The following is a 21,075-nucleotide window of genomic DNA, read 5'->3' on the forward strand; positions in this document are numbered from 1 at the left end:
ACTCATTATTTTTCAGCTAATTTCTCATTAAATGACTCTAATTTTTCCTTTGTTTCGGTAACCAGATCTTTCATTTTTGCTGAGTCACCCTGATCTTTCTGAGATTCACTAATTAGCGGATATAAGCTCTTTTCAATACTTTCGTAGTCTTCTGGAAAATTCTCCTCCACTTTCTTCTCAATCTCATCCCAGTTTTCCTCAAGGTCTTTGCCCTTTTTTTGTATCAGTTCCGAGTTTTCCGCCTTATTTTCCAAATCAGCTTGTAAATCATCCAGAACCGCCATTACCTCATCACTGCCATTTAAAAGCTCATCAGCCATTTGTCCGTCTGCGTTGTTTGCTTTTTCGCTGTTTGCATTTTCCTGCTTCTCATTCTCTCCATTGGAACTGCAGCCCGCTCCCAATATAATAATCACCAAAATGGATATAAATGAAAGTATTTTTTTCATTTGATCCCTCCTCGCCCATTTCATTCCCTCTTGTATTCATATCAAACTTGATAAGAGGTCACAGCCTGTTGTTTTTCGATAGAAAAATAGGCATGTTTAATAGCAGCTTACTCACTTAGTTCCATCCCCATTTTTGAAAAATCTTATGGGCTGATTCCGTTTGCAGATACTCTATGAATTTTTTAGCCTCTTTTTTATGCTGCGAAGCTTTGGCAATAGCAATAGGTGTTCCTCTGTAAATCTTTTCATCTTCCGGCATTTGGATTAATTCTGTTTCCTCTTTCAAGCGATAATGCCAGGACTCATATGTGATCCATGCATCCAGCTTTGAATTAGTCTTCCAAAGATCAATGGCTTCAGCACTGGTTTTGACTGAAATATCCATGTTTTGATTTAAACCAGCGATCAGGCCCTTTCTTCCTGCCAGGTCTTCCCAAAGACCAAGCTGGCCTGCACCGTTAACATCCACTATTTTAACTCCTGGCTTTGTTAAATCCTCTAGGGATTCTATTTTTTTGGGATTTCCTTTTCTCACCAGAATACCAGCAGCACGAGTATACAGCTCTGTTCGTGATTTTTCGTCTATCATTCTAGGGTGGTTAAAAACAAAGCTTTGCATCATATACTCTGAACCTCCGTAAATCAGGTCAGCATCCTCCTTTGCCTGCTGAATCCAATTGGATTCCGGTCCAGCCGTTACGTTCACCCTGATACCTGTTTCAGCTGAAAACTTTTCTGCAGCCTCCTTTATCGGGCAGAAAGGACCGCCTGGACCATAAACTTGAACAGCTTCAGTCTGTGCGGCTTCAACTGAAGAATTTGCCGGCTCTGCGGAATTCGAAAATGCCGTAAAACCCGCTGCACCTGCCATAACAAATAGACAAACCATCAGGAAAGAAAACTTTTTCATTCAAGAAAACCTCCATCTAATTTTTCAGGCTAAGCCTGTTATAAATGGAAACGTACTGAATGGACAAACAGTTCGCTTTACTTGGTAAAATGAGCATTAATAACTACTTTAAAAATCCTGCAACTGTTCTCCACATTATGGGTTTTGATAATCTACGAATGCTAAATCACCATTTTTCAGGTTTTACAATTCAAACCATGCCCTGGCCAATACCCTTATAGCTTCAAATAACTCTTCTTCAGATAGTAAGGCAAAACCAAGCAATACAGTGTGACCGTCATTTTCTCCAAATTGAGATACAGGATAAATTTTTATTCCTGCCTCTAAGGCTTTCCTGATCAGCTGTTGTTCATTCATTTCATTATTCGGCCGAAGTAATATGTGCAAACCTGAGTCCTGTCCGATTACTTCAGAACCTGGTGGAAAATACTTCGATATGGCAGCAATTAGGATATCTCTTTTCTTTCGATAAACGACCCTCATTTTCTGGATATGCTTATCCCAGTAGTCCTCCTGAAGAAATTTTATTAAAATCTCCTGATCTGTCCGGGAAACAGTTTGCGCATAAAAGAAATAATCTTCCTGATAAATCTTCAGCAAAGGTCTTGGAAGGACCATATAACTAATCCTTAGAGAGGGAAGCAGGGCTTTCGAGAATGTGCCCATATAAATTACTTTTTCATCCTTATCCAATCCCTGCAGGGCAGGAATCGGCTTGCCCGTGTAGCGGAATTCACTGTCATAGTCATCTTCAATGATATAACGTCCAGGTTTTTCCTTTGCCCATTTTAAAAGCTGCATCCTTCTGGCAATAGGCATAATCATTCCGCAAGGGAATTGGTGAGATGGAGTGACAAAGACGATGTTTGCTCCTGACTTTTTCAGCTTTGATAAAACAAGTCCATCTTGATCGAGAGGAATGTCCCTCACATTGTCCATTCCTTTTTCAAAGATGATGAGCTTGCGGTGATATCCCGGATTTTCAACAGCAAAAGTACTTCCATCCAGCAGCTGTAATAACGTTTTCATTAAATATTGTGTTCCAGATCCAAGAATGATTTGGCTTGGGGAACAATTTACACCCCTGGATTTATAGAGATACTTCGCGATCTGGTTCCGCAGCTCCTGCTCGCCTTGAGGATGGCCAAGCATTAGAACCTCGCCATTATCCCTTGTCAGGACTTGATTTGTTAATTTCCGGAACACAGAAAATGGGAACGTCCTGATATCCACCCCGGAATGAGTAAAATGATACATGAACTTACCCTCTATATGCTGCTTTTCTTCAGCGAGAGGCTCTTCATTTTCTGAAGCAAAATGATATTGTTCAACTTCACACACAAAATATCCTTTGCGTGCCTTCGATTCGATGTATCCTTCAGCCATAAGCTGTTCATATGCAGATTCAATTGTATTCTCACTAACCTGAAGATAACGGGCAAATTTCCTTTTGGATGGGAGCTTTGCATTTACCGCCAGATTGCCTGTCTTAATTTCGTTTTTAATATATTTATATAATTGCACATATAGTGGCTCACCGCTTGTAAAGTTTAGATTTGGCGTTAACTCGGACATTAATCTGGCCCCCTTCTATAATAAAAATCTGACCCTTCTAACAACACCAGTTATTATCTATAATACATGATAATTACATATATAGTAAGGAGACATACAACATGAGCAATTCACGCAGGCTGGGACTGGCCATGATTATAAGCGGTGCTTCTTTGTGGGGATTATCTGGTCCAATGCTCCAGTGGTTTTTTCAGGAGACCCACTTATCATCAAGCGATTATTTAGTTATCAGATTGATTGCGGCAGGCATTTTCACGCTCATTTTCTTATCATGCCGAAAAGTAAATGTATTTGCGATATGGAAACATCCCCGCCACTGGATACAGCTACTTCTTTTTGCTGTTTTGGGGATGCTTGGAGGGCAATATGCTTTTATTGAAACCATTCAGGTGAGCAATGCCGTTACAGCCACCCTGTTTCAATTTGCTGGTCCGGTGCTGATCACGATTTATGTGGCAATCGAGTCCAGAAGATGGCCATCCAAGACCCATTTGCTGGCCATTGTCACCGCTTTATCAGGAATTTTTCTGCTTATTACCAATGGATCTCTGGACCAAATTCTCTTGACAGATAAGGCTTTATGGATCGGATTTTTAACTGCGCTGGGATTTGCCTTTTATACATTGCAGCCTGTTTCCCTCATTAAGACCTGGGGAACGATGACAATCATAGGCTGGGGAATGCTGCTTGGCGGAATCGTCCTATATTTACTGATGCCATCATTCAGCTTTGCCAGCATGGCAGTTGCCCTTAATATTGGTACATTATCTATGTTAATTGCCATTATTGTGATCAGCACCCTCTCCTTTTTGTTCTATATAGGAAGTCTGAAGTATCTTTCCCCCACAGAAACCAGTCTTTTATCCAGTATTGAGCCGCTTGTGGCAGCTTTGATATCCTTCCTGTGGCTAAAAGAAACCTTCGGAAGCTATCAACTGCTCGGCGGTGTTTTCATCATTGCTGGAGTACTTTTCCTATCAATGAAAGAAAAAGAAGAGGAAGTCATGATTTTGCAGCAAAAAGGGGCTTAAGCGATACCATTTTGAATCATTAAGAAATCCAATAAGCCTTATTAAACAATCGGTGAAGCGGTTTTCCTTTCCTATGATACGGTTAAGGTATCAAATGAACGAAAGGGGAACTTTCTGTGGAAGCACAAAAAATTCAAGAATATGTAATAGAAGAACCTAAAAAAAAACAAAAGGCTATCGGGTTTGCGAAAGGATTATTGCTGACCCTCATCCTTGCGGTTCTGGCTGGCCAAATTGCCAATCTTCCCTTTTTCTCCATTCTCGGAATCATGATCCTCTCCATTCTGATGGGAGGCATTTGGGGAAATACGCTATCTGTACCTGCGGACGCTCATTCAGGTATTCAGTTTTCAAGCAAGGTACTGCTTCGTGCAGGGATTATTTTACTGGGCTTTAGGCTGAATTTGCAGGAAATTATATCAGCAGGTTTTTCAATCATGATCATCGATGTTGTGGTCATCGTCTTTACCATGAGTTTCATCCTGCTTTTGGGCAAAGCGTTCAGAATCAATAAGAAATTGTCAGCTTTGCTTGCTGCAGGTACTGCTATTTGCGGAGCGGCAGCCATTATTGCGATTGCGCCTATTGTCAAAAGTAAGGAAGAGCAAACCGCAGTTGCAGTTTCATGCATAGCGGTTTTAGGAACCATTGGGGCCATTTTGTATATTGTTTTATTTCCCTTGCTGCCTATTAGCGAGCAGGAATATGGTGTATTAGCCGGCGCAACACTGCACGAACTTGCCCATGTAGTGGCGGCAGGTGTTCCAGGCGGAGATGCCAGCAGTGACTCTGCCATACTGGTTAAACTCGGAAGAGTCTTATTGCTGATACCAGTTGCCCTTATTATCAGTTTTGTTTACAGCAGAAAAAACACCGGCAAAAGCCGGAATATAGGGAAGCTGCCAATCCCATGGTTTATTTTTGGATTTCTGCTTACCAGCCTGATCAATACTCTTTTCTCCATCCCCGGCAGCATCATCAGCATCTTCTTATTGCTTAGCACCTACCTCCTCGCAATGGGAATGGCAGGGCTTGGGCTTAATATTAAATGGAAAGACTTCGTGAAAGTAGGCTTTAAACCAGTGGCTGTTGCCATAGCAGGCTTTCTGGGTCTTCTTGCCATAACCCCTCTGCTGCTCCTGCTATATAAAATTTTTTAAATGTCCCTCTATCGATTACAATAGAGAGGGAAGTTACAGGATTGAAGGAGAATACTTATGAACCTCGACTATTTGAAAGTATTTTATGTCACCGCAAATAATAAAAGCTTTTCCCAGACTGCGAAGGATCTTCACCTCTCTCAATCAAGTGTCAGCCTTCAAATCAAACAACTCGAAGAACAGTGGGATTGTCAGCTCTTTGAACGGACAACCAAAAAAATCTCGCTGACTCCTGCAGGCGAAATCCTTTATCATAAAGTCAAAAAGCTGATAGCTTTAATGAATGAAACTGAAAATGAACTTGAAGAACTAAAGGGAAGTGTACATGGGGACTTAAAGGTCGGAGCCAGCTTAACCATCGGGGAGCATGTCCTCCCCTTTTTATTAGCCGATTTTTCGAGTCTTTATCCAAAAGTCAGCTTGCATTTAAATGTATACAACTCCAGGCATATCGTTGAGAAGCTGTTAAATCATGAAATCAATTTAGGATTCATTGAATCCATGCTCTCCTACCCAGCCTTAAAACAAGTTCCATTTGCCAAAGATGAGTTGATTATCATAGCCTCTCCTGAAAATAAATTCATAAAGACGGACAATTTAACCATCGAGGAGCTGCTCTCAGTTCCTATTATTATCCGTGAAAAAGGATCAGGAACAAGGCAAGTGATGGAGGATTCCTTTAGAAGATGCCATGTAGATGCATCCAAATTGAATGTCATTATGGAACTGAAACACACCGAAGCCATAAAATCCTGTGTAGAAGCAGGATTAGGAATTTCCATCATCTCAAAATCTGCTGTAAAAAAAGAACTTCGGCTCGGTACTTTAAAGCAATTAAATATAGACGGAATTACAATGCAGCGGGACTTTTACATGATCTATCATGAGGAAGCCCTGAAACATACCAGCAGGAAGCTGATGGAATTTATATCATCAAGACAATAAAGACATTGGCAGGATTATAGTAGAGCTGCAGGCTGGGTAGGTAAGTTTTTGTGATTAAACTTTATAAATAACAATTTGCCCCAATCACATAATGATTGGGGCTATACTTATTCCTGTATGAACTTGCCCTTTCTTCGGACACAAACAGATTATTTCTCGTTCTTCCTGTCTGAACTCGCCCCGTCTTCGGACACAAACAGGTTATTTCTCGTTCTCCCTGTCTGAACCTGCCCCGTCTTCGGACACAAACAGGCTATTTCCGGTTCTCCTTGTCTGAACCTGCCTCTTCTTCGGACAAAAGCAGTCTATTTCTCGTTCTTCCTGTCTGAACCTGCCCCGTCTTCGGACACAAACAGGCTATTTCTCGTTCTTCCTGTCTGAACCTGCCCCGTTTTCGGACACAAGCAGTCTATATCCGGTCTCTCCTGTCTTAATCCGCCCGTCTTCGCACTAGAATTGGAAAGCCAGCTCTATTTTTGCCCAAAGCTTCATCCCCCGTTAATTAACAGACTAATTTACGCAGTTTAATAGATTTATCAGCGGCTGACCCCTTAAGCACTTAAGCATCTATTTTGATACTAACCTGGGTATCAGTGTCAGTCTTATCCTCCTTCCCAATTGTCTCTGTACTCCCTAAAATATAATAATCAAGTGTACTTTTAGGTATTTGATTATATTCTTTCCTTTTATATAGATAGAAAGCTAATCCTAATACTGTCCAAACCAGTAAGGCGATCAGTGAAGGTGCTCCAAGTGCTGATGGAGACCCAGGAATGAGCAGCAATCCAAGAAATGAAAGACCGCTTAGTGCACCTATCAGAGCAACCAGTTTTTTGCCGGGTGAGACCATTTTTCCATCGGCTGCTTCTGTCCAGCTGAATAGCTTATAGGCTGTGAAACAAGTATAAAAGTAGGCAATGGTTACTCCTGTTGCTGACATGTCAACAATCCATAATAGGACGGGACGCCCAAACCATGGGGCAAACAGACACACGGCACATGTGAACAGAACTCCTGCATATGGGGTGCCATGCTTCGGATGAAGCCTGGAAAATACTTTAGGAACTACTTTAGCTCTCCCCATCGCAAACAATAAACGGCTGGAAGATACATAGAATCCGTTAAGCCCTGTGAATACACCCATACAAAGGGAGATTGCGAGCAGAAGCACTCCGAAGGCACCTAAAGTATCAGAGATGACATCACCTGTCCCCCAAATCGGCTTTCCGGCAACAAGGTTTTGCCATGGCATTGCCACTGCTGTTGCAATAATCATAAAGGAGTATAAGATACAGGCTACAATTAACGAATATATGATAAGCATGAATGCCTTCTTAGGAGGAAAATTAAACTCTTCAGCCGCCTGCGGAATGTTATCAAAACCAACGTATGCCCATGGAGCAATAGCGATGATTGCGATGATTCCAGTTAGGGCAGGAATCTCGGGCTTAAAAAAAGGCTGAAGATTTGACAGATCTGAAGATTGACTTAATAACATACTTAAGGTAAGCAGAAACACACCGGCAACAAGGATAATACAGAATATATATTGGAGTTTACCAGATATGGAAGCACCCTTTATATTAAAATAGGCAAAGATCAGGAGTGCTGCTGTCGCTATTGCTACTTCACCCAGATAAACCTGCCAGCCGCCTATTTCATATAACAAACCGATATTTGTAAGCGAGGGAAGCATAAACTTTCCGAGCAAGGCCAACGCAGATGCATTCAGGGCAACAATACAAATATAGCCAAGAGTCAGAAACCATCCGCAAATAAAAGCATGATTCCTCCCAAACCCGATATATGCATAAGCAAATTCTCCGCCGGAAACAGGATATTTTTCAATTAAAACCCCATAACTGACAGCAATCACCATCATTAATAAAGCACCAATGGTTAACCCGATTACCGCACCGATCGGCCCTGCTTTCCCCATCCATTCAGTTGGCAGAATAAATGCTCCCCATCCAATGGCAGAACCAAGCGCGATAGCCCACACCCATTGCGGCTTAAACGTTTTTTCCAGCTGTACCCTTTCTTCCATGTTTTCCCCTCCATTATTAAGGCTTCTCTCAAATCTATTAAGGACTGCTTAATCTTGTTGAGCTAATGCCTCATCCTTAAACGGAGCAAAAGCTGACCCCCGGCTTTTGCTTCAGTATTAAGGAGTTTTTCAATAGTGGTTATCTATGAATGAATATAAGCTTTTTCTGTATTCTCCCACACAACCTTACCGGAAATAATCGTCGCCAAGATAGGAATATCTTTTAATTCCATTGCTGGACAAGTTAGAGGATCGGCCTCCAGGACAACAAAATCTCCTCTTTTTCCTTCTTCAATGGTGCCAGCAGAATCTTCTTCAAAGTTCAGAGCTGCCCCGTAAGATGTCATCGCTTTTAAAGCTTCCAGAACATCAATTTTTTGATCATCTCCAAGCACTTCACCTTCTAAAGTGATGCGGTTCACAGCCGCCCATATGGAAAACAGGGGCGAAATTGGGGTAATAGGACAATCAGAATGCAGTGTGAACAGCAAATTGCGGTCAACCGCATCAGCCAAAGGATTAATTCTAGCCGCTCTCTTTTCACCCAGGAATATTCTGCGGTGCCGATCTCCCCAATAGTAAACATGATTGATGAAAAACGAAGCTGCTACACCTAATCTTTGCATGGCATCAAGGTCTTCACTTCCGGCAGTCTGTACATGTTCAATCCGATGCCTGTGGTCTTCCATCGGACTTTTTGACAAAACATAATCGAAAGCCTCAAGGATAGATCCGATTGCCCGATCTCCATTTCCATGAATCGCAATCCTAAATCCTCTCTTATGGAGATCCAGCATTTCTTCTGCAAATTTGTTTTGATCATGCAGCAGCTCACCATATACAGATTCATCACAATGATAGGGTTTGCGGAGTGCACCTGTAAGTCCCTGGATGGATCCATCCTGAAATAATTTGGCACTATCCAGTGAAGCTCTGTTTTTAGTGCGTCTTTTTAATTCAAGATCCAGCTGATCTGCAGTATAACCGGAAAAAGCACTTCCCTCTCTTAAAAGATGATGCAAGATCATTAGCCGCATATTCATCGGATTCTTTCCTGAATTAATGGCCGCTATATGCGCATTTAATTCCTCTATTCCTCTGTCAAGGCCCACACCGGCATCTGTACATGTGGTGATCCCCTGAGACAGGTACACCTTCGCCGCATTCCCAATATTTTTGATTTGTTCATCACTTGACGGAGAAGGCAGGACTGGAAAAATAAATTCCAGGGCAGGTATTTCATGAATGACACCATCCAGCCTTCCATTATCATCCCGTGTAAAGTACCCGCCATGCGGATTCGATGTGCTTTCGTCGATTCCAGCCAATTCAAGAGCTTTGGAATTGGCAGCACCAAAGTGCCCTGAAATATGCCGGATAAAAACGGGATTGTCCGGAGCTGCCTGATCTAAATCAGACCTGTTCGGATGTCTCTTGTCCTCCAAGAGGGTATCATCATAACCCCACCCCATGATCCATGCCCCAGGTTTCGCTTTACCGGCTCTTGCTGCTATTCCTCCCTTTATATCACCAATGTTTTTATTCCGTGGGGATCTGCAATCAACATAATTCAGCATTTGACCGTACATTAATAAATGACTATGAGTGTCTATAAAACCAGGAAGCAGCGCAGCCCCTTTTAAATCCAGGATCTCAATATCAGGACCGTCTGGAACTTCCGTACGCTCGGGCTCGGTTTTATTCCAAATTTTTTCGATGATGCCATTTCTGACAAGCAGTGATTTTGCCTTAGTATTATGTGGATCAAGCGTGATGATATTTGCATTTTTTATGATAAGGATACTCACCCTTATCCCTCCTTATTTAGACAGCTTTGTTTTCTGCTGAATCGATAGCGTCTATCTTTCTATTTGCTGAAGGAAGGTCTTCCCAGTAAACAGCTATTACATTTTCTGATGATGAATGTTTTGTCCAGAGACTAATTATGACAAGCGAACAAAAAGAGATGATAAAGCCAGGTATGGTCTGATCTATTCCTGTATGGAGAAGAGGCCATAGAATGGTCGTGAAACAAGCAAGAAGCATGCTGGAAATGACAGCGGTGTTGGTTGTCCTTTTCCAAAACATAATAGCCAGAAACGGAAACACCAGAGTGGTTGCTGACAGCCTGAGTGCCCATTGATACATACTGACTATATCTGTTAATGCAAAGGCAACTGCCAGTGATAATACCGATATAATCACTACACTCAAGCGGGAAACAAACATCATTTGCTTTTCTGTTGCATTGGGATTTAATAGCCGGTGATACAAATCCTGAGTAATATTAGAGCTTCCCTGTAAAATGAAGGAGTCTGCACCTGTCATAAGTGCTGATAGGAGTCCGATCAGAATAATGCCGCCAATATACGGAGGAAGCATTTCCACGGTTACATAGGAGAAAATTAAATCTGGGTGAATATCGGCTGGCACAAATTGCCTTGCCATAATTCCTATACTATAAGGAAGCACAGAAATACATAAAGTAATGGCATAACCGGTTAAGCCTGCTTTAATGGCGATATCTTCTGTCTTAGAAGCAAAGATACGCTGCCATGTAGATTGCCAGACCAAGTAGAACGGAGCCACAGAAAGAGCAAAAAGCAGTACATCCCCAAGGCCATTCGCACCAAGCGGAGTCAAAAAATCTCTCGGCGTGTTACTGAGAATGTGTTCCATTCCTCCGCCAAATTGCAAGGCGGCATATGCAAGCATAACAATCCCTGCAATCAGAATTACGCTTTGAATGGCATCCGTTACAATTGTCGCTACTAAGCCGCCCAAAATCGTAAAGCCGAGAATCAAAATAAAAGACAGCACAATTCCAGTTTTCACATTCATATTAAAAGCAATGCTGAATACGGTACTCATCCCTACAATCTGCAGGGCAGTAGTGGGTACTGAGTAAATGAAAGCAGATAACACTGATGGAATGATACCGGTTTTTGATCCAAATCTTTCACTAAATAGGTCCGCCAGTGTATATAATCTCTGTCTTCTTAATGGACGGCTAAAGAAGAAGATCAAGAGCATACTGACAAGCATGGCTGGTAAAGCAAATTTAAAAAATCCCGATACGCCCATTGTGAATCCCATTCCAATCCAGCCAATAAAAACAGCAGCGCCGCAATTCGTGCTGATGATTGTGCCGACAATATTCCAAAAACCCATATTCCAGCCTGCAATTAAATAACTGTCTGAGGTTTTTATTTTTGTAAAATAATAGATTCCAATTGCAAACATGAATATGAAATACGCCAAAATGTATCCAAAATACCAGCCCATCGACTGCCCCCTTTATTTTTTCTTAATATTCTGTAAATTATTGACAGTAATATCTTTTATTTGGATTCCACTATATTGGTCACTTCCCTATGATTATAGGTCAGATTTAGGATTTATCGGTCATTTTTTATTTTAATCGGCCATCTTTTCTAATATATCGGTCAGTCCGCGTCATAGGAACTTTCTAACATCAGCATAATAACGATCTCTTCAAACTCGTAAGCTTTCCTTTAAAAAGGAGCTTAATCAAAAATCTATTAAGCTCCTTCCATTTTACCTACCAGTTTTTATGATCCAGGTGAGCATATTTCGGCAGAAGGCGAGTCGGCATCTTTAACGCATCTTTGCGGAATGGAGGTGCCAATTGCGTGCCATCCACCTGAATATCAATGACTGTCGGTTTATTGGATTTTATAGCCTGGAGAATGGCTGGCCCTACATCCTCAGGTTTATCTACACTAATTCCTTGTGCCCCCATGGACCTTGCTACCTCTGCAAAGTCGGGATTCTGGATATCTGCTCCTACAAAGCGATTATTATAGAAATCTACTTGGTTCTTCTTTTCTGCACACCAGGCATTGTTATTAAAAACACATGCCACTACTGGAATGTTTTCCTCTACAGCCGTACTTACTTCATGCAGGCTCATTCCCCATGCGCCATCCCCTACGATGGCCACTACAGGGCTATTCGGATTTGCAAGCTTAGCGCCTAATGCTGAAGGATAGGCAAAGCCTGTATTCCCAAATGTTAAGGCTGCCACATGCTGGCGGCCGGAATTGAATTTTAAATAGGCATTTGCGGTAGAAGATACATTCCCGATATCTGTAGTAACAATCGCGTTTTCCGGAAGGACCTTAGTAAGCTCCAGGAGCGCCCTGCGCGGATTGATTGGATTTCCTTCCACCATGGCCAGATCCACAAGTTCTTTTTCCCATTGCTCTTTTTCATTTGTGACTCTTGCCATTCTTTCAGAATTGAATTGCTTACTTGGTACTTTTTCTTTTAGCCGTTTTGCGATTTCAACAGAAGCTGCTTTTGCATCTCCAATGATCCCAATTTCTACTGGATGGGTCCTGGCGATATTGCGTGGATTGATATCAATTTGGATAATCTTTGCGTTTTTCGGAAAATAATCAATGTCATAGCATGGCAATGTTCCAAATACAGATAATCTAGTACCGATAGCCAGCACCACATCTGCATCCTTTAATGTGTTCATAGCTGCTTTTGACCCCATATATCCAATAGGTCCTACCGCTAAAGGTTCATTTGCCGGGAAAGCATCATTATGCATATATGAAACAGCTACAGGAATCGTTAAGTGATCGGCAATTTCCTTCACTGCCTCTATTCCATCTGAATCCACTACTCCCCTGCCGGAAATGATGACTGGGTTCTTGGCAGAAGCAATCAAATCCACAGCCTGATCAATCTGCTCTAATGATCCGCAGCCCCTATTATCAACACGATATTGATGCGGTTCAAGAATGACATCTTCTACTTCCCCATAAAAATAGTCCCGCGGAATATCAAAGAGCACTGGACCTCTCTCTGCGTAAGCGATTCTAAAGGCAGTCCTCAGGCAATCTGCCACACGCCCCGGATGTGTGACCCGAACGGTTTCCTTTGTAATTGCTTTAAAAACTGAAACCTGATCACACTCCTGGAAACCGTCCCATCCGACTGTAGGTGTTCCCGCTGATGGAGAAATAACGACCATAGGGGTGTGTGCCTGATTCGCAGCGGCAACAGATGTTACCATATTGGTGATTCCTGGCCCATTTTGGCCAATCACTACTCCTGCAATTCCGCTAACTCGAGTATAGGCATCTTCCATGTGGGCAGCGCTTTGCTCATGCCGCACACCGATGAAGCGGATCCCGGCAGTTGGAAGCAAGTCTAATAGATCCATAAATGCCGATCCCAAAATCCCGGAAATATGTGTGACACCTTCCTTGACCAAAGTTTCTACAATAGCCTCACTTGGTGTCATTTTCACCTTTTTTGTTTTGATTTCTGCTAATTCTTTTTCTGCTTTTGCCATTACGAGCACTCCCTTTCCGGTTTTAAAAGTTCCATATATTTAAATGGATAGAAGCCCTGTAAAAAAGAGCTCTCATCCAGATACAACTTTTTGTCTAAATCTCCTTAAATGCACTTTCGACCGTCCTGACAACGAATTTTAAATCTTCTTCTGTAGATGAAAGTGGCGGAGCTATAATAAGGACATTATTGAAACCAGGCACTGTATCCCCATTTCTGCCAATGATCAGGCCTTTTTCTTTACATAGTGCAATGACCTTTGCCATTAATTGATCTGATGCCGGCTGCTTTGTTTCCTTATTTTCAACCATTTCAATTCCATACAAGAAACCGGCGCTTCTGACTTCGCCTACATTTTTATGAGTCTGCAAATCTTTTAAGCTGCCTAAAATGCTTTCACCCAGAATCTCTACCCTGCTGACAATATTCTCTCTTTCGATTATTTCGATATTTTTCAATGCAACCGCACAGCTTGCCGGATGTCCGCCATATGTTGAGACATGGCGGAAATGGTTATCTGTACCTTGCTCTTTAAATTTCTCATAAATTCTGGAATGCACTGCCGTAGCACCAAGCGGGAGATAGCCGCTTGTCAACCCTTTTGCCATCGTTACGATATCAGGCTGAACCCCCGCCGAATGCATAAATCCAAACATTTTACCCGTTCGCCCGAATCCGGATACAACCTCATCCATTATCAGGAGGACATCATGTTTTTTGCAGATTTGTGCCACTCTCTGCAGATATTCAGGAGATGGGATAATAACTCCCCCGCCTGAAATGAATGGCTCCATTATGACCGCAGCAACGGTTTCGGACCCTTCCCATTGGATGACCTGGTCAATCATATCAGCTGCGACTTTATCGCAATCCTTCACATCTTCGCCAAATGGACAGCGATAGCTGTAAGGAGGCGGAACATGCAGGAATCCCGGCATGCCAGGATCGTATTTCACTCTCCTGTTGGCCTGTGCAGTAGCACTTAATGCACCTAAAGTTGAACCATGATAGGCACGGTAGCGCGAAATAAATTTATATTTACCCGGATGGCCATTCTGATTATGGTATTGCCTCGCTATTTTGAATGCGGTTTCATTTGCTTCGGAACCGCTATTTGAGAAAAATGTTTTATAGGAATCCCCCAGCAATTCACTAATTTTGGCAGATAACTTAATGGCTGGCGCATGACTTAATGTGAGAGGGAAATACGACAGCTGCATCATTTGCTCTGCTGCGGCCTCTGCAATTTCTTTCCGTCCGTGTCCCAGATTCAGACACCAAAGACCGGAAACACCATCCAAATATCGATTGCCATCCATATCAGTAAACCATGAGCCTTCACCTGATTTGGCTATCATCGGACTGCTTCCTTCTGTATGCCGGCTCATCGCATGCCATAAGTGTTCCTGATCCTGATCAGTTAACTTTTTGTTATCATTCAGTTCTACTGTAGACATATTGCTTGCCTCCTTCTATTTAGTAAAGATTCAGGTATGCATTGTGTCTCTTCTAATGGGGAATCATGTTGCGGCTGGAATTTTGTTTATTAACTCATGGGTGGATGTATAAGGGTAGTTATGCGCCTCTGCAACTCTCTGATGAGTGACCTTTCCATTCATGGTATTGACCCCTTTTTCAAGAAAAGGATACTTAACAATAGAATTTTCAATCCCTGTATTAGCGAGCATTAAGGCATATGGTGCTGTAGTATTAGCGAGGGCATAAGTGGAAGTTCTTGCTACAGCGCCCGGAATGTTTGGAACCGCATAATGCAAAACACCATGCTTTACATATGTTGGAGAATCGTGTGAGGTAATATGATCGATGGTTTCAATTGAACCGCCCTGATCAATGGCAACATCAATAATGACCGAATTCTTTTCCATTTGCCTAACCATTTCTTCGGTTACTAACTGAGGTGCTTTTGCACCGGGGATGAGAACAGCCCCTATCACTAAATCGGCATGTTTTACTTCCTGGGCGATATTGAACGGATTTGACATGACCGTCCTTACCCTGCCGGAAAAAAGATCGTCCAGCTGGCGGAGTCTTTCAGCACTTATGTCAATGATGCTAACTTCTGCACCGAGGCCAACTGCCATTTTTGCGGCATTCGTCCCAACCACTCCACCGCCGATAATCACCACTTTTCCTGGCTTCACACCGGGAACTCCGCCTAAAAGGACTCCTTTCCCGCCATGAATCTTTTCAAGAAATTGGGCTCCAAGCTGGACAGACATCCTGCCCGCAACTTCGCTCATAGGAGTAAGGAGAGGCAATGATCTGTTATCCAGCTGAATGGTTTCATAAGCAACCGAGGTAACTTCTTTTTCGAGCAAAGCCTTTGTCAATTCAGGTTCGGCAGCCAGATGCAAATAGGTAAAGAGAATCAATCCTTTTCGAAAATATTGGTATTCATCAGGCTGCGGCTCCTTCACCTTCATGACCATATCCGCAGACCAGGCCTCTTCTGCACTTGAAACAACTGCTGCACCTGCTTTTTCATATTCCTGGTCAGAGATCCCGCATCCTGCACCTGCACCTTTCTCAATCAGTACTGTATGGCCGGCATCTGCAAACGCAGAAACACTTGCCGGTACAACAGAAACCCGGTTTTCATTATTCTTTACTTACTTTGGCACACCTATAATCATGTCATCACTCCATCCTGCAATTTAAAAATAGTACCCATCACATCATGACGTCATGTCGTCCGTACCAGTTGTTGTATGACTAGCCTCAGTTGTAATTAAAACACAACCATTATTTCTTTTCAATATTTTCTAAAAAATTTATATTATCGGAATTATCAATAGGTATCATTGGAAAATTGCATAACACTGTATTTAACTAGAATTCTTTGATAGTTTTATTCTAAATGAGTACATATCCGAACGAAAATAAGCAGAATAGTATTCTATTAAGTTTCCATTAATGTCTGATAATAACCGTTCAATGTGAAGCACACTTAAGGAACATGGAACACCAAGCAAATCGGCTTCTTCTTTAGATAAATAAGTGCTTGTAATTATCTGTTCGGCTTCTGCAAACTTTAAGTTCAGACTCTGCTCAAGCAGATCATACAGTGTTCCCTTTTCAATATCATATTGGGCGAGGCTTTTACCAATTTCAATAGGGTAATACTGACTTTCAAGGGCCAATGGCTTATCGTTAGCATAGCGAATTCGCTTTATAAAGTATGCCTCTGTAAGTCCGCTGGCTTCCACAATTTCTTTTGCCGGAACAACGATGCCATTATCCAATAATTTTGCATCCGGCTTCATACCCATTTTTTTTATCACTTCTGTTGTACTGGTAATATTCCCAAGCCACTCCTCAATCGGTTTTTTTGATATAAAAGTGCCTTTTCCGTGGACTTTCTTTAGCACACCTTCGTTTACTAAATGGGAAACCGCTTCTCTCACAGTGCTTCTGCTCACTTTATAGGTATCCATCAACTCTCTTTCACTTGGTATTTTTTCATTGAAAGAACGATTGTCTATTAACTCCTGCAGCTCATTCTTTAGCTGTATGTGAAGCGGAATAGGACTATTGGAATCTAACTCTGTCATAATGTATGCCTCCTTATTATTTTTCTGTAAAATGTATAATTAATTATATAGATTACCTGAATGAATATCCATCCTTTTACAGCAGATGCTGATGCGCGAATTTGAAAATTTTGCTATTGCCAGGCTGTAAAGTCAGCAGATTATTTGGATAACCAACGAAAAAATGATATTAATTTAATTAGAGTCAATTAATTGAAAAAGGATGATTAATAATGGATCACTTCATGAAACGGGCTATAGAACTGGCCATTAATAATGTAAAAGACGGCGGCCAGCCCTTCGGTGCAGTTCTGGTGAAAGAACAGGACATCATTGCTGAAGGAGTGAATGAATTGCATAAAAAGCATGATGTCAGCGGTCATGCGGAACTGCTTGCTATCCGGCGGGCACAGGAGCAGTTTCAAACGAATGATTTAGCCGGCTTTACGATGTATGCAAGCGGGGAACCTTGCCCGTTGTGTTTAACTGCCATGTATTTCGCTGGCATCGATAAGGTATACTATTGCCAATCAGTAGACGACGCTTTTCATGCAGGCTTAGGCAAGTCTAAAATGATTTATGAGGATTTGAAAAACGCAAGAGATGACAGGGAACTCAAATTGGTGCAAATGCCATTGCAGGAGGATCAAGACAATCCAATGAAGCTTTGGAAAGAGAACGTTTAACAACTAGCCTCCCATCTCTAAGCAGATGGGAGGCTAGTTGCTTTTCACCCTTTGATATTATCACTCATTCTTTTTACAAACATCGTTAAAAAATAGGCTGTATAAGCAATAGCGATATCAATCAGAAAAATATAAAATTGATTCATTCCTTTGTTAAAATGGACCATACCAGCCCATTCTTCGACCGTGGCAAAAACAAAGGCAAAAACCGCACTTGCTAAAATGGTGTAAAGAAGAAAGCTTTTATTGCGGTTCGTGCAGTACTGATAGATCAGAAGGAAACCGACCGGCAAAGCAGAGGCTGTCATATTCATGGCATAGGGAAACATGGGCAATATAAAATAGGTGTGGACAAAATAACTGTACCTCTCCAAAAAGCTATCGGCGTACGTCCATAGAATGTGCACGGTATACCCAAAAAAGAAAATCTCAAATATCCTGGTCCGGTCTACTGATAGATATACAATAACAAGAGGCAGCACCATTAGTGCCAAAACCGCCCAAAACTGCCAGGTTCCAAGACCTGAATATTCTCTCCAGTATGAAGAAATGAGGACATTCATCTTTTCGCTTCGTGAATATATTTGCTCCCAATATTCGCTATAACTCATACAATCACCTCCCAAAATGCATCATCAGCCTAAAAGAATTATGCATAATCATAATTTTCTACCCGTGCATCAATCAGCATTTTTCTAAAGGCATCTCCTTTTTGAACCCCTGCTATCTTCTGACCATATTCAAGGAAAGACATAAGCTCGTTTTCGGATAAATGACTCAAATTCAGAGGAAATTGTTCCATCTCTTTTACCTCATCCATAATCTGATCCAATACTTCCTTTCCGCTTTTAGAAGTAGCGACAAATTTATAGCGGAGCTGCTCTTTATTGGCCGTGATTTCGACCAGCCCTTTTTCCTTTAACGGCTTTAAAAGCCTGGTTACAGTCGATGGATGCCAGCATCCCAGAACACTTATTTGGGTCGGGGTTATTTTTTGATTATGAGTGCCAAGCAGAAACAGAATATGCTGCTGTGCAGGCGTCAGTTTAAACTTCTTTTCAAGCTCCGCCCACTTCTTTTCCATGCAGAAGTACAGTGCCCTTATGACAAGCAATGTCTGCTGTTTCAATAGAATGTTCACCCTATTCCCCCTCACTTGCAGATACAATTGTATTTACAAGTATTGTTTGAGAGAGGGTTTATTTTATGCAAAAAAAATAGAGGTTCAATTTCCTGCCTCTATTTTCGTCCTATTCTTTTTTTCACAGAGTTTCTGATTGACTCTATCATCTCCTCAGACAAATTCGCGGGAAGCGATGAGCCATCATTAAATACCCAGGCGTTGATCACCTCAAGATCTGCTTTTTTAAATGTTATGCTAAAAGTATTATTTTCCTGGAGAAATTCTGTTGTGACATATTCTTCTCCATCAAATTCATCATCAATAATCATGCTGGTAATTTCGTATGGATTCACAGGAAATCTCCTTCAGCTTTTTTACGACTTAGGATGCACCTGGCCCATCAAATTATTCGAAAATGTTTAAGTCTTCATTATAATGGTATCTATGGTTTTATAAGCAACAAAAAATGTTGCAAGGGAGTATGCGGCTTCAGTAATGCCGAATAAAAATACAGAACTTCCAAAGATAAAGGTATTCATTATAAGAATGCATTGTCCGATGGTTAAGGGCAAACGTTCGCTGAATAAAATCGCCAAAACTTCTGTTCCATCCAGGCAGGCTCCAAACCGGATAATGAGGCCCACTCCCATTCCGAGCAAGAGGCCTCCCAGAATTATGATCAGCAGCGGATGGTTAGTCACTTCCTCAAATGGGGCCAATATGTATGTCTCCCCTGCCAGCACTGAACTGGCAAACAGGCTTAACACCAAAAATCTTCCCCCTAAAAAGAAAAAGCCTGCCACTAAAAATGGGAGATTCATCAGCAGGATCAAGGCACCCACCTCTACACGAAAGACATGTGAAAGGATGATGCTCAATCCAACAATTCCTCCATCAATAACATAATTTTTCACAAGGAATAATTGCAGGGAAACAGCCACAAGTGTTGCTCCGAGTATGATAATCAGTCCATTTTTAAAGGTGGAAAAATTGCCCTTTCGTCTTTGGCTTAAATAGTATTGAACCCTATTTCTATACACTGGCCATCTCCTTTTGTTCAGACTGGCTTATGTATTGAAATATATTCCGGAAAATCAATAAAATGCAGAAGCCTCCTTTCTATTTTAATAGTTTACCAGTAAAAAAAAGATAGAATTCCTTCATATCAGAGTGTAAAATAAATTCAGCCAGTTGAAAAACTGCTGCAGACATCCATTTATTTAGGAGGAAGGAACGCACAAATAGGAATACTTCAAGCAGCCCCTTAATATATCGAATTTTCAGAAAACTAAATAAAAAGAGGTTGATGTACATGGCAATGGATGCATCTAATAAAGAACTAACGATTTTTGATCATGTTGGAAATAAAATAATTACAGAAGATCGGGAAATTCATATAATTGCCAAATTAGCAGAACCATTGATCGTGATTCTGGGAAATGTGCTGAGCGATGAAGAATGTGACCAGCTGATTCAGCAATCAAAAGATCGCATGAAGCGTTCAAAAGTTGCCAACTCCCTTGAAGTTGATGAACTGCGAACCAGCAGCAGCACTTTTTTCCATGAAGGGGAAAATGAAATTGTCGCCAGAATCGAAAAAAGAATATCTCAAATCATGAACATTCCAGTTGAGCATGGTGAAGGGCTGCAGATCCTTAACTATAAAATAGGCCAGGAATATAAAGCTCATTTTGACTTCTTCTCTTCGACCAGCAGAGCAGCAAGCAATCCTAGAATCAGCACGCTTGTCATGTACCTGAATGATGTGGAACAGGGCGGGGAAACGTATTTTCCCAAGCTTAACTTCTCCGTTTCTCCACAAAAAGGCATGGCTGTTTATTTTGAATACTTTTATAATGATCAGAACTTAAACGACCTGACACTTCATGGAGGAGCACCTGTTGTCATGGGTGATAAATGGGCTGCTACGCAATGGATGAGGAGAAAAAAATTATAGATAGCAAAACACTTGGGAAAAATTTTCTCCAAGTGTTTTTTAACATACAACAATTTGTAATTGTCCAGCTTCAGCACCTGCCCCCCCGAGGTCTCAAAACGGGGGCGGGCAAGGCGCTTTCGCTTTTCTTAGAACCACAGTCTCTTATGATAGTCATAATCAGAGGTATCGTAACTCTCTTCCCCTTCTGGATTAGGGGCACACTTTTCACAAGGTTCTTCCTGCTGGCCATGTTCACATTTTTCCATTAAAAGTTCCATTTGAACGCATCCCCCTTTCCTATCTGTTATTTCAATTATATTGAAAGCGT

The 21,075-nt window shown here is 41.6% G+C and carries 19 protein-coding genes and 1 pseudogene; 5 read left to right on the top strand and 15 right to left on the bottom strand.

Going from position 1 to position 21,075, the window contains the following annotated elements; genetic code table 11:
• Nucleotides 1-5: 5 nt before the first annotated feature.
• The 3 genes from NR125_RS18925 to pdxR all read right to left on the bottom strand — a co-directional run bounded on the left by NR125_RS18925 (nucleotide 6) and on the right by pdxR (nucleotide 2,934).
• Nucleotides 6-449, bottom strand: coding sequence for an outer membrane protein assembly factor BamD (locus tag NR125_RS18925; RefSeq protein ID WP_009333741.1), 444 nt, complete (start codon nucleotides 447-449; stop codon nucleotides 6-8).
• A 115-nt stretch (nucleotides 450-564) separates the two neighbouring features.
• A complete protein-coding gene (locus tag NR125_RS18930) occupies nucleotides 565-1,359 on the bottom strand; it encodes an extracellular solute-binding protein (protein WP_034296785.1) in 795 nt (264 codons plus the stop codon).
• Between the two features lie 183 nt (nucleotides 1,360-1,542).
• Nucleotides 1,543-2,934: a MocR-like pyridoxine biosynthesis transcription factor PdxR gene (gene pdxR / locus NR125_RS18935; protein ID WP_009333739.1), complete on the bottom strand. Its 1,392-nt coding sequence runs from the start codon at nucleotides 2,932-2,934 to the stop codon at nucleotides 1,543-1,545.
• A 101-nt stretch (nucleotides 2,935-3,035) separates the two neighbouring features.
• Here pdxR and NR125_RS18940 point away from each other — a divergent pair, with 101 nt between their 5' ends.
• From NR125_RS18940 to NR125_RS18950, 3 genes are all read left to right on the top strand, one after another.
• Nucleotides 3,036-3,965, top strand: coding sequence for a DMT family transporter (locus NR125_RS18940; RefSeq protein WP_009333738.1), 930 nt, complete (start codon nucleotides 3,036-3,038; stop codon nucleotides 3,963-3,965).
• Nucleotides 3,966-4,081: 116 nt separating this feature from the next.
• Nucleotides 4,082-5,125, top strand: coding sequence for a YeiH family protein (locus NR125_RS18945; RefSeq protein ID WP_019382364.1), 1,044 nt, complete (start codon nucleotides 4,082-4,084; stop codon nucleotides 5,123-5,125).
• Between the two features lie 57 nt (nucleotides 5,126-5,182).
• Nucleotides 5,183-6,070, top strand: coding sequence for a selenium metabolism-associated LysR family transcriptional regulator (locus tag NR125_RS18950; RefSeq protein ID WP_252245131.1), 888 nt, complete (start codon nucleotides 5,183-5,185; stop codon nucleotides 6,068-6,070).
• A 559-nt stretch (nucleotides 6,071-6,629) separates the two neighbouring features.
• Here NR125_RS18950 and NR125_RS18955 read toward each other — a convergent pair.
• The 7 genes and pseudogenes from NR125_RS18955 to NR125_RS18985 form a co-directional block, all read right to left on the bottom strand.
• On the bottom strand, nucleotides 6,630-8,117 hold the full coding sequence (locus NR125_RS18955) for an APC family permease (RefSeq protein WP_009333735.1): 1,488 nt from the start codon (nucleotides 8,115-8,117) through the stop codon (nucleotides 6,630-6,632).
• A 143-nt stretch (nucleotides 8,118-8,260) separates the two neighbouring features.
• Complete coding sequence (locus NR125_RS18960; RefSeq protein WP_071155665.1) at nucleotides 8,261-9,925, bottom strand: amidohydrolase; 1,665 nt, start codon at nucleotides 9,923-9,925, stop codon at nucleotides 8,261-8,263.
• Nucleotides 9,926-9,941: 16 nt separating this feature from the next.
• On the bottom strand, nucleotides 9,942-11,402 hold the full coding sequence (locus NR125_RS18965) for a sodium:solute symporter family protein (RefSeq protein WP_019382714.1): 1,461 nt from the start codon (nucleotides 11,400-11,402) through the stop codon (nucleotides 9,942-9,944).
• 277 nt (nucleotides 11,403-11,679) lie between these two features.
• A complete protein-coding gene (gene xsc, locus NR125_RS18970) occupies nucleotides 11,680-13,449 on the bottom strand; it encodes a sulfoacetaldehyde acetyltransferase (RefSeq protein WP_009333732.1) in 1,770 nt (589 codons plus the stop codon).
• A gap of 94 nt (nucleotides 13,450-13,543) precedes the next feature.
• A complete protein-coding gene (locus NR125_RS18975) occupies nucleotides 13,544-14,905 on the bottom strand; it encodes an aspartate aminotransferase family protein (RefSeq protein WP_009333731.1) in 1,362 nt (453 codons plus the stop codon).
• Between the two features lie 63 nt (nucleotides 14,906-14,968).
• Nucleotides 14,969-16,102: pseudogene (gene ald, locus NR125_RS18980) on the bottom strand (alanine dehydrogenase).
• A gap of 192 nt (nucleotides 16,103-16,294) precedes the next feature.
• The gene (locus NR125_RS18985; protein WP_009333729.1) at nucleotides 16,295-17,020 is read right to left on the bottom strand and encodes a GntR family transcriptional regulator; all 726 of its coding nucleotides are present in this window, start codon (nucleotides 17,018-17,020) and stop codon (nucleotides 16,295-16,297) included.
• A 212-nt stretch (nucleotides 17,021-17,232) separates the two neighbouring features.
• Here NR125_RS18985 and NR125_RS18990 point away from each other — a divergent pair, with 212 nt between their 5' ends.
• Nucleotides 17,233-17,685 (top strand): nucleoside deaminase, encoded by a 453-nt coding sequence (locus NR125_RS18990; RefSeq protein ID WP_009333728.1) that lies wholly within the window; start codon nucleotides 17,233-17,235, stop codon nucleotides 17,683-17,685.
• A gap of 44 nt (nucleotides 17,686-17,729) precedes the next feature.
• Here NR125_RS18990 and NR125_RS18995 read toward each other — a convergent pair whose 3' ends face one another.
• The 4 genes from NR125_RS18995 to NR125_RS19010 form a co-directional block, all read right to left on the bottom strand.
• Nucleotides 17,730-18,296 carry a hypothetical protein gene (locus NR125_RS18995; RefSeq protein WP_009333727.1) on the bottom strand — a complete coding sequence of 189 codons (567 nt, stop codon included), beginning with the start codon at nucleotides 18,294-18,296 and terminating at the stop codon, nucleotides 17,730-17,732.
• Nucleotides 18,297-18,334: 38 nt separating this feature from the next.
• On the bottom strand, nucleotides 18,335-18,826 hold the full coding sequence (locus NR125_RS19000; RefSeq protein WP_256815913.1) for a MarR family winged helix-turn-helix transcriptional regulator: 492 nt from the start codon (nucleotides 18,824-18,826) through the stop codon (nucleotides 18,335-18,337).
• Nucleotides 18,827-18,924: 98 nt separating this feature from the next.
• The gene (locus NR125_RS19005; protein ID WP_009333725.1) at nucleotides 18,925-19,161 is read right to left on the bottom strand and encodes a hypothetical protein; all 237 of its coding nucleotides are present in this window, start codon (nucleotides 19,159-19,161) and stop codon (nucleotides 18,925-18,927) included.
• 66 nt (nucleotides 19,162-19,227) lie between these two features.
• A complete protein-coding gene (locus NR125_RS19010) occupies nucleotides 19,228-19,848 on the bottom strand; it encodes a YitT family protein (RefSeq protein ID WP_251156123.1) in 621 nt (206 codons plus the stop codon).
• A gap of 272 nt (nucleotides 19,849-20,120) precedes the next feature.
• On the opposite strand from NR125_RS19010, the gene NR125_RS19015 reads away from it, so the two are divergent.
• A complete protein-coding gene (locus tag NR125_RS19015) occupies nucleotides 20,121-20,765 on the top strand; it encodes a 2OG-Fe(II) oxygenase (protein ID WP_256815914.1) in 645 nt (214 codons plus the stop codon).
• Between the two features lie 128 nt (nucleotides 20,766-20,893).
• On the opposite strand, the gene NR125_RS19020 is transcribed toward NR125_RS19015, so the two are convergent.
• Nucleotides 20,894-21,025 carry a hypothetical protein gene (locus NR125_RS19020; RefSeq protein WP_256815916.1) on the bottom strand — a complete coding sequence of 44 codons (132 nt, stop codon included), beginning with the start codon at nucleotides 21,023-21,025 and terminating at the stop codon, nucleotides 20,894-20,896.
• Nucleotides 21,026-21,075 lie beyond the last annotated feature (50 nt).

Origin of the sequence: Cytobacillus sp. Bac17 (genome assembly GCF_024519925.1) — a bacterium.
In the GTDB taxonomy this organism is placed as follows: Bacteria; Bacillota; Bacilli; order Bacillales; family Cytobacillaceae; genus Cytobacillus; species Cytobacillus pseudoceanisediminis.

Excerpts from the sequence above, each read along its gene's own strand:
- NR125_RS18965 (WP_019382714.1), bottom strand. The coding sequence starts at position 11,402 with ATGGGCTGGTATTTTGGATACATTTTGGCGTATTTCATATTCATGTTT.
- NR125_RS18990 (WP_009333728.1), top strand. The coding sequence starts at position 17,233 with ATGGATCACTTCATGAAACGGGCTATAGAACTGGCCATTAATAATGTA.
- NR125_RS18925 (WP_009333741.1), bottom strand. The coding sequence starts at position 449 with ATGAAAAAAATACTTTCATTTATATCCATTTTGGTGATTATTATATTG.
- NR125_RS18955 (WP_009333735.1), bottom strand. The coding sequence starts at position 8,117 with ATGGAAGAAAGGGTACAGCTGGAAAAAACGTTTAAGCCGCAATGGGTG.
- NR125_RS18940 (WP_009333738.1), top strand. The coding sequence starts at position 3,036 with ATGAGCAATTCACGCAGGCTGGGACTGGCCATGATTATAAGCGGTGCT.
- NR125_RS19015 (WP_256815914.1), top strand. The coding sequence starts at position 20,121 with ATGGCAATGGATGCATCTAATAAAGAACTAACGATTTTTGATCATGTT.
- NR125_RS18985 (WP_009333729.1), bottom strand. The coding sequence starts at position 17,020 with ATGACAGAGTTAGATTCCAATAGTCCTATTCCGCTTCACATACAGCTA.
- xsc (WP_009333732.1), bottom strand. The coding sequence starts at position 13,449 with ATGGCAAAAGCAGAAAAAGAATTAGCAGAAATCAAAACAAAAAAGGTG.
- NR125_RS19020 (WP_256815916.1), bottom strand. The coding sequence starts at position 21,025 with ATGGAACTTTTAATGGAAAAATGTGAACATGGCCAGCAGGAAGAACCT.
- pdxR (WP_009333739.1), bottom strand. The coding sequence starts at position 2,934 with ATGTCCGAGTTAACGCCAAATCTAAACTTTACAAGCGGTGAGCCACTA.
- NR125_RS18975 (WP_009333731.1), bottom strand. The coding sequence starts at position 14,905 with ATGTCTACAGTAGAACTGAATGATAACAAAAAGTTAACTGATCAGGAT.
- NR125_RS18950 (WP_252245131.1), top strand. The coding sequence starts at position 5,183 with ATGAACCTCGACTATTTGAAAGTATTTTATGTCACCGCAAATAATAAA.
- NR125_RS18930 (WP_034296785.1), bottom strand. The coding sequence starts at position 1,359 with ATGAAAAAGTTTTCTTTCCTGATGGTTTGTCTATTTGTTATGGCAGGT.
- NR125_RS18995 (WP_009333727.1), bottom strand. The coding sequence starts at position 18,296 with ATGAGTTATAGCGAATATTGGGAGCAAATATATTCACGAAGCGAAAAG.